This window comes from Microcystis sp. BLCC-F209 (genome assembly GCF_041928595.1).
Classification (GTDB): domain Bacteria; phylum Cyanobacteriota; class Cyanobacteriia; order Cyanobacteriales; family Microcystaceae; genus Microcystis.
In genome coordinates this window covers 1-8100 of the sequence record NZ_JBHFLL010000247.1, presented here as the reverse complement: position 1 = coordinate 8100, position 8100 = coordinate 1, and the positions used below count along the sequence as shown (strand labels likewise).

Here is an 8100-nt window from a genome sequence, read left to right as displayed (position 1 = left end):
CGTATCCCCATCAGAAACCCGTCCGGAGAGAATTTCCTCAGCCAGAACATCTTCCAACAGACGCATAATCGCACGACGTAAGGGACGAGCGCCGTAGGCCGGATTATAACCTTCCTCGATCAAGCGTTCTTTAAACTTATCAGTAACAGACAAAGTAATATTTTGTTCTGTCAGACGTTTAAACACATCCTTGAGCAGGATTTCGGCGATTTCCTTGACTTCTTCCTTATTGAGTTGACGGAAGACAATAATCTCATCGAGACGGTTGAGGAATTCTGGACGGAAATACTGTTTTAATTCCTCATTAACCAGCGATCGAATGCGATTATACTGGGCCTCGGCTTGATTATCAGCAAACTCGAAACCTAAACCACCGCCACCCTTCTCGATCACCTTAGAACCGATGTTCGAGGTCATGATCAACAGGGTATTTTTAAAGTCCACCGTGCGACCTTTGGCATCGGTCAAACGTCCATCTTCAAGGATTTGCAGAAGCATATTGAAGACATCGGGGTGAGCTTTTTCGATTTCGTCGAATAGCACCACCGTATAAGGACGACGACGCACCGCTTCCGTTAATTGTCCCCCTTCGTTGTAACCAACGTAACCCGGAGGCGAACCGATTAACTTAGAAACCGTGTGCCGTTCCATGTATTCCGACATATCGAGACGGATCATCGCATCTTCAGAACCGAAGAAATAAGCGGCCAGAGCTTTAGTTAACTCGGTTTTACCCACCCCCGTTGGACCGGAGAAGATAAAGGAAGCAATGGGACGGTTAGGATTTTTCAGACCGACGCGAGCGCGACGAATGGCACGAGACACCGCTTTTACTGCGTCCTCTTGACCGATGAGACGCTGATGTAGGGTATCTTCCATGTGCAGCAGTTTCTCGGATTCGGTTTCGGTCAGTTTATTGACGGGAACCCCAGTCCAAGAAGCGACGATGTGGGCGATTTCCTCGGCATCCACAAAGGGTTCATCGTTGCCATCTTCGCCTTTTTTGGTAGATGCGAGATTCCGGATCTGGGTTTTGATTTCCATTTCCCGATCGCGCAATTCCCCGGCTTTCTCGAAGTCTTGACCGCGCACCGCGTCATCTTTTTGTTTGAGAATTTGCCGCAGTTCCTTGTCTAATTCCTTGGCAGCCGGTGGCAATTGGGAATTAATCAAGCGCACTCTCGAACCAGCTTCATCGATTAAATCGATCGCTTTGTCCGGTAAGAAGCGATCGCTAATGTAGCGATCGGACAATTTCGCCGCCGCTTCCAGGGCCTCATCTAAGATTTTTAGTTTGTGGTGCTGTTCGTAGCGTTCCCGGAGACCGTAGAGAATTTCGATCGTTTCTTCTACGGAGGGTTCACCGACCATAACCGGTTGAAAACGTCTTTCTAGAGCCGCATCCCGTTCGATATGTTTGCGATACTCATCCAAGGTCGTCGCGCCGATACATTGCAGTTCTCCCCGGGCCAAAGCCGGTTTGAGAATATTGGCCGCATCGATCGCCCCTTCGGCTGCCCCAGCACCGATGAGAGTATGAACTTCATCGATCACAAGGATGACGTTACCCGCTTGGCGAATTTCGTCCATGATTTTTTTGAGGCGTTCCTCAAATTCGCCGCGATATTTGGTTCCCGCCACTAACAAGCCGATATCGAGGGTGACAACCCGTTTTTCTTCGAGAATGTCGGGAATATCCTTGTTAGCAATGCGTTGGGCCAATCCTTCTGCGATCGCTGTTTTACCGACCCCCGGTTCCCCGATTAGGACTGGGTTATTTTTGGTACGACGACCGAGAATTTGGATAACGCGCTCGATTTCCTTTTGTCGGCCGACCACGGGATCGAGTTTACCCTCGCTGGCCATTTGGGTGAGATTGGAACCGAATTCATCAAGAGTGGGGGTTTTAGTGCGACCTTGGGAAGATGAACCGGCGGCCACTTCGGCGGTTTCCCCTAACATTCTGATCACTTGGGTGCGAACTTTCGAGAGATCCACGCCGAGATTTTCCAGAACCCTAGCGGCCACACCTTCCCCTTCGCGAATTAGTCCTAAAAGGAGGTGTTCTGTGCCAATATAGTTATGGCCCAGTTGACGGGCTTCTTCGAGGGAGAGTTCTAAAACTCGTTTGGCTCTGGGGGTGAAGGGAATTTCCACGGCTACGAATCCGGAACCGCGACCGATGATTTTCTCCACCTCCACGCGCGCATCTTTGAGATTGACACCCATGGACTTGAGGACTTTGGCGGCAACTCCCGTTCCCTCTCCAATTAGTCCTAGTAAAATCTGCTCTGTTCCCACGAAGTTATGGCCAAGGCGGCGGGCTTCTTCTTGGGCGAGCATGATTACTTTAATGGCTTTTTCCGTAAATCTTTCAAACATAGCCTATCCATCACCTACACAAGCGACCCTAGATATGCTGATTTTAGCACGGCTTTTTAGTTTAGCTGTCTCTCAGTGATCAGTTATTGGGGAGCGGCTATTAGTTATAGTAGTTATAGCTCTGAAGATTTTTTCTGGGGTCAATGGCTCTTAGCTGACTTGCGGAGATGCCCGGAATCTCCCGGATTATGGTTTTAGCCCCCTGGAAACCTGCTGATAAGTTGTTCACCGTTGCATAATCTCCTAAAGTCGTGGTCATTCCCATCTCTCGATCGCTCGACTATTGATCGCCCATTTTCAGGTCAAAACTCGAAGTATAAGCAGATTAAATATTACTACCTATTGACAAATGAGTATATATGTTGTAGGGCGGGGTGATATGCAGAAAGTTGACCTATATCGTTACCCCAGAGACTGTTATGCAGAAAGTTGACCTATAATATATAGTCAGGTCGCTTAGTATTTGAGTCATCACTATGTATGCCTAAACTAACGCTTCAAGTCCGAACCCATGACAACTTGTTAGAACTACTCGCTCAATCTGAATCGGGAGCTTGTCTGTATGGATATCGCGGCTACACTAAATGAAATTACAACTTTAAGTGTTGAGGATAGAATCCTTCTGGTTCAAGCGATTTGGGACAGTATTGCAGTGGAACAGGTGTATCCTGATTTAACCGAGGCGCAAAAACACGAACTCGATCAGCGGATTGAGGGTCATAATAATGATCCCGATAACGTCCTCACCTGGGAAGAGATGAAAGCATCAGTCAGAAAGCAAGCATGAAGTATGTACTGGTATTTCGTCCAGAAGTCCGTGACGACCTCAGGGATGCCTATGATTGGTATGAGAGTCAACAAGCTGGTTTGGGTGATGAATTTATTGATTGTGTAGATGACTTACTCAATCAGATCGGCATGATGCCAGAGTCTTATGCAATCGTTTATCTGGACATTCGACGAGCAGTCATCAGACGATTCCCATATGCTGTCTACTATCGAGTGATTTCAAGTCGGGTCGTTGTGACCGCAATTTTTCATGGTCGGCGTGATCCAAAGTCATGGCGATCGCGAACCTAACAACCCCAATGCACCGGACCATTGAGGTTATTGGTTAGCAATCTTGTAGGGTGCGTTCCCTAAGGCAACTTCTACCGCTTCAGCGATCGATTTTGGGGAACGCACCATGCACATTGATTGAAGCTGTGAGTCTAAATGCAATGCCGCTCTTGTGGGCCCAGTTGGGGAATGTTAGCGAAGATTGCCAATGTTTAGGTTAAAATAGAGGGGCAAAAGTTGCAACGGGGTCAGGACAATGACAGTTAATCAACTCCGCTACAGCAAAGAAGAATTCGCCCGACGTGGTAAAGAGATTTATCAATCTCAGGTGCGCCCCCAAGTCGAGGAAGGCAATCATGGGAAGATTGTAGCCATAGATATTGAAACAGGTGCTTTTGAGCTTGCCAATGACACAATAACTGCTTCTAATCGATTGCTTGAACGAAACCCTGATGCTCAAATCTGGCGTGTCCGAATTGGACATAAAGGCGTTCACCGCTTTGGCGTAGGTCGTCTGCTTTAACTTTATGATGAACGGAATTGTTGATCAAAACTGCGAGGCGAGGCTTAGGTTAGTCGTAAGCAATGAGAGTAAACAGAGGCAAGTAATTGATGCTGTTATTGATACAGGGTTCACAGGCTTTTTGACCTTACCTCTGACAGTGCGATCGCAATCTTGTAGGGTGCGTTCCCTAATGCAACTTCTACCGCTCCACTGATCGATTTTGGGGAACGCACCATGCACATTGATTGAAGCTGTGAGTCTAAGCCTCGTGGGTTGGGTTGAGCGAAACAAGACTGGCGCGAAAATAGCTCAATTCGCTTGAAAAAGCGCAACCCAACCACCCCAAAGGTTACTCTTTATTGGGTTTCCTTGAGTCAACCCAACCTAAAATAATTGCTAAACTACTGCTATCATCCAAAGTTAGTGACGGCGGGTGAGTTCAAGCGTTAGACATTCAATCTACTTAAAGATCAGAGGCAGGCATTGACAATTAATGTAGGATTAGTTAGTATGATGCTCTAATCCTACTGGGCTGTCGTGGGCAGTTTAGGGCAATGAGCAAGAAAGTCAGCATCACCTTAGACGACGAAGTTTTGGAATTTGTAGATCGACTAGCAAGCAATCGTAGCCGCTTTATCAATGATGTTCTCTGGCAAGAGAAGAAAAGGGTTTTTATGAAAGAGCTAGAAGATGCTTATAAAGATCAGGCCAATGATCCAGAGATGCAAGCAGAAATTTCTGTCTGGGATATTGCAGTGGGCGATGGTCTAAATGCCTAATGGAAGACTAACCTATAAGCGAGGAGAGATATGGTGGGTCGATCTGAAACCCGTTGTTGGTTATGAAACCGATAAAGAACGCCCTTGCCTGATTTTACAAAACGATATTGGCAATCAAAATGGAACAACGACAATAGTTGCTCCATTGTTGCCTGGGAAAAGGACTTATCCTTTTGTTGTCAATATTACCCCGACAGTGCAGAATGGACTAGACGGAGATCGACACATCAACTTAAGTAGGTGGGTGGAATTAAATATAAAATGAACGTAGGTTGGGTTGAAGCATGAAACCCAACGCCCGCATGGGTTACGCTACCGCTAACCCATCCTACAAATAATTGTGCCTACCTACTTAAGTCAAATGAGGGCTGTAGATTCTCAAAGAATTAAGAATAAACAGGGTGTTTTAGAAGACGTTTATTGGCAAGAAATAGAGAAAGCAGTCTGTATTCAACTCGGTTTCAGTTTAGGTTTTAAGCCTTCATAGTGCGATGCCAAAGGCACTGCGTAGCAGAGCGCATCGCCTCGTGGGTTGAGTTGGGCGAAACAATACTGGGGCGAAAATAGCTCAATTCGCTTGAAAAAGCGCAACCCAACCACCCCAAAGGTTACTCTTGGTTGGGTTTCCTTGGGTCAACCCAACTACAATAATTGCTGCTCTATTGATCTGATCACCCATTTTCAGGTCAAAACTCGAAGTATAAGTAGATTCAATATTACTACCTATTGACAAATTCTTGTATGTGTTTTACCATGACGTTTCTATTAGCAAAAAAGAACTTAAGATCATGGCTTACGATCTTAGCACAAGATTTACGTTCACGGCAGGTGCGGATTTGGCTTCCTCTCCAGAAGGTTGGCTTGTTCCGACTGATGTGACTGTCGATGCTTTGGCCGGCGGCGACCGCATTACTGGAACTACGCCTACAGGATCTGGTATCAGCGGCATCGGCCTCAACAGCAGGAGCACCCTCAACACCAGCAGCGGCAACGACCGAATCGAGGGTCGTAGTTTTGGTAGCGGCTACGGCATCAACAACTCTGGCACCATCAACACCGGTGGCACCGGCGCCGATGATGACAGCATCACGGGAGAGGGCTGGTGCGGCATCTACAACACCGGCACTATCCTCACCGGCAGCGGTAGGGATATCATTGGGGGAATTGCCACAGGGAGTGCATCTGGCATCTACCACTCTGGCAGAATCGACACCGGTGACGGTGACGACCACATTGCAGGAGTTAAAGATACATCTGTACGTAGTGGCGGCGACGGCATCCAAATCAACCGCGGCACTATCAACACTGGCACCGGCAACGACGCCATCAGAGGGTGGGGGCATTACTACGGCATCAGTAATGACGGTACTATCGACACTGGCACTGGCAACGACACCATTACAGGAGACGGTTATGGTGTCACGGCCGGCATCAACAACACTGGTGGCACCATCAATACTGGTGCTGGCAACGACAGTATCACAGGTGGCACTGAAAGTACGGGAACTGGTGCCATCCATGGCATCATCAACACCGGCACTATTGACACCGGTGCCGACAACGACACCATTATGGGAGCTGCTGGGGGATCTGACAGTTCCGGCATCTACAACAACAGCTTCAGGAACATCATCACTGGTAGCGGCGACGACCGTATCAGTGGATCTGGTCTCGCCTATGGCATCAGTAACCTGGGTACCATCAACACCGGCATCAGCAGTGGCACCATCGCCGATAACGACACCATCACAGGAACTGCAACGGCATCTGGCCCTGGTAGCTCTGGTATCACTAATAGCGGTACCATCGAAACTGGCATCGGCTCCGACGAAATCGTGGGGACTGGTGGTATCCATGGCATCCTTACTTCCGGCAGCATCAATACTGGCATCGGCAACGACCGCATCACGGGAAATGGTCTCACCTATGGCATCTACAACAGTAGAACCATCAATACTGGTATCAGTGCTGGCAGCGGTGCCGATAACGACAGCATTACAGGAACTGCAACGGGAACTGGTATCACCTATGGCATCTACAACAGTGTTGGTTACACCATCAACACCGGCATCCGCAATGACACCATCACGGGATCTGCAACGGGAGCTGGTATGAACTATGGCATCTACAACAGTGGAACCATTGACACCAGCAGCGGCGACGACCGCATCACGGGAACTGGTAAAGCCTATGGCATCTACACCACCAGCGGTAACATCAATGCCGGCATCAGCATTGACACCAGCCCCGATAAAGACACCATCATAGGATCCGCAACGGGACCTGGCGGCACCGGCATCTACATTAGCACCGGTGTCACCATCAACACGGGCATCAGCGAGGACAACATCATCGGATCTGGCATGGGATCTGGCAGCATCGGTATCTACAACGATGGCACCATTGATACAGGCAGTGACCGGGACTTAGTTGATGCCTTAATCGGTGGTTTCGCCGGAAGCGGTATAACGAATCTAGGTGCAGGCGATGACACCCTGAAAGGCTTCGGCAGAGGAACTTTTCAGGGGGGCAGCGGTCAAGATACGCTGGTTTTCAATCCTGGCACCTACACAATCACTGCCGGGGTGGGTGCGGGTAACTATGTAATCAACGGCATCATGAACGTTTCAGGCTTCGAGTTGTTCGGCCCAGGGGCTGATATCACCAGCTTTTCTGCTGCTGTAGCTGCAGGGTCGGTGAGGTTCTGATCATGGTACTCGTGACAACAGGAGAGATGACCCGAAAAGCTTGAAAAACAGGGAACCGGTTATGCCAACCACCTACGATTGCGATTTAATTCTCTGGGCCCGGGATACGGCTCAACTTTTGCGGGAACAACGCTGGGATGCCATTGACTGGGAGCATTTAATCGAGGAAATCGAGGATTTGGGGAAAAGTGAACGCAGTGCGATTGGTTCTCAAATGGAGCGAATTTTGCTTCATCTGCTCAAGTGGCAATATCAACCCCAACGGCACTCCGATAGTTGGCTGGATTCCATCAATGATGGGCGATCGCAAATTCGTCGCAAATTAGAGGATAGTCCCAGTTTACGCGGTTATCCCGCGCAAATTTTGGATAAGGAATACACCAGAGCGCGTCGAGAAGCCGCCAGACAAACAGGTTTAGTCCTCAGCATTTTTCCCGAGTTTTGTCCCTATACTATCGCGCAGGTGATCGAAGATTGGTTGCCCGGTGATAGCCCGGATTGAAGGTTAAATAATCCTAAATCTGGTTATTAAAGACTGATTATTTATTCTATACTTTGCACGGCTACAACTTGCATTTTTTACTCAAGGACAATAATATAGTTTAAGAGTCATAATTAGAAGCAAAGCACTCATTAAAAACATGATTAACCTAGAATTCACGGAAGA

The 8100-nt window shown here is 48.2% G+C and carries 8 protein-coding genes and 2 pseudogenes; 9 read left to right on the top strand and 1 reads right to left on the bottom strand.

The annotated features are described in order from the left end of the window. A partial coding sequence (locus ACE1AQ_RS15755; RefSeq protein ID WP_374808749.1) for an ATP-dependent Clp protease ATP-binding subunit occupies positions 1 to 2382 on the bottom strand: 2382 nt, incomplete at its 3' end. 562 nt (positions 2383 to 2944) lie between these two features. Between ACE1AQ_RS15755 and ACE1AQ_RS15750 the strand changes: the two genes are divergently transcribed. The 9 genes and pseudogenes from ACE1AQ_RS15750 (at position 2945) to ACE1AQ_RS15710 (ending at position 7935) form a co-directional block, all read left to right on the top strand. Next, a complete protein-coding gene (locus ACE1AQ_RS15750) occupies positions 2945 to 3169 on the top strand; it encodes an addiction module protein (protein WP_008199613.1) in 225 nt (74 codons plus the stop codon). Then, complete coding sequence (locus ACE1AQ_RS15745; protein ID WP_008199612.1) at positions 3166 to 3462, top strand: type II toxin-antitoxin system RelE/ParE family toxin; 297 nt, start codon at positions 3166 to 3168, stop codon at positions 3460 to 3462. The genes ACE1AQ_RS15750 and ACE1AQ_RS15745 overlap by 4 nt, the downstream gene beginning before the upstream one ends. Positions 3463 to 3697: 235 nt before the next feature. Beyond that, entirely contained in the window at positions 3698 to 3964 is a 267-nt protein-coding gene (locus ACE1AQ_RS15740) for a hypothetical protein (protein WP_106909787.1), read from the top strand. A gap of 4 nt (positions 3965 to 3968) precedes the next feature. Then, positions 3969 to 4106, top strand: a pseudogene (locus ACE1AQ_RS15735) (clan AA aspartic protease); the annotation flags it as partial. 394 nt (positions 4107 to 4500) lie between these two features. Continuing rightward, on the top strand, positions 4501 to 4725 hold the full coding sequence (locus ACE1AQ_RS15730; RefSeq protein ID WP_045357065.1) for a hypothetical protein: 225 nt from the start codon (positions 4501 to 4503) through the stop codon (positions 4723 to 4725). Next, positions 4718 to 4990, top strand: a complete 273-nt coding sequence (locus tag ACE1AQ_RS15725) for a type II toxin-antitoxin system PemK/MazF family toxin (RefSeq protein WP_253257794.1) — start codon at positions 4718 to 4720, stop codon at positions 4988 to 4990. Before ACE1AQ_RS15730 ends, ACE1AQ_RS15725 begins: the two co-directional genes overlap by 8 nt. Positions 4991 to 5077: 87 nt before the next feature. Continuing rightward, positions 5078 to 5212 (top strand): annotated as a pseudogene (locus tag ACE1AQ_RS15720) (type II toxin-antitoxin system PemK/MazF family toxin); the annotation flags it as partial. 301 nt (positions 5213 to 5513) lie between these two features. Beyond that, positions 5514 to 7433, top strand: a complete 1920-nt coding sequence (locus tag ACE1AQ_RS15715) for a hypothetical protein (protein WP_149037237.1) — start codon at positions 5514 to 5516, stop codon at positions 7431 to 7433. A 61-nt stretch (positions 7434 to 7494) separates the two neighbouring features. Next, on the top strand, positions 7495 to 7935 hold the full coding sequence (locus ACE1AQ_RS15710; protein WP_008199593.1) for a DUF29 domain-containing protein: 441 nt from the start codon (positions 7495 to 7497) through the stop codon (positions 7933 to 7935). Positions 7936 to 8100: the final 165 nt, after the last annotated feature.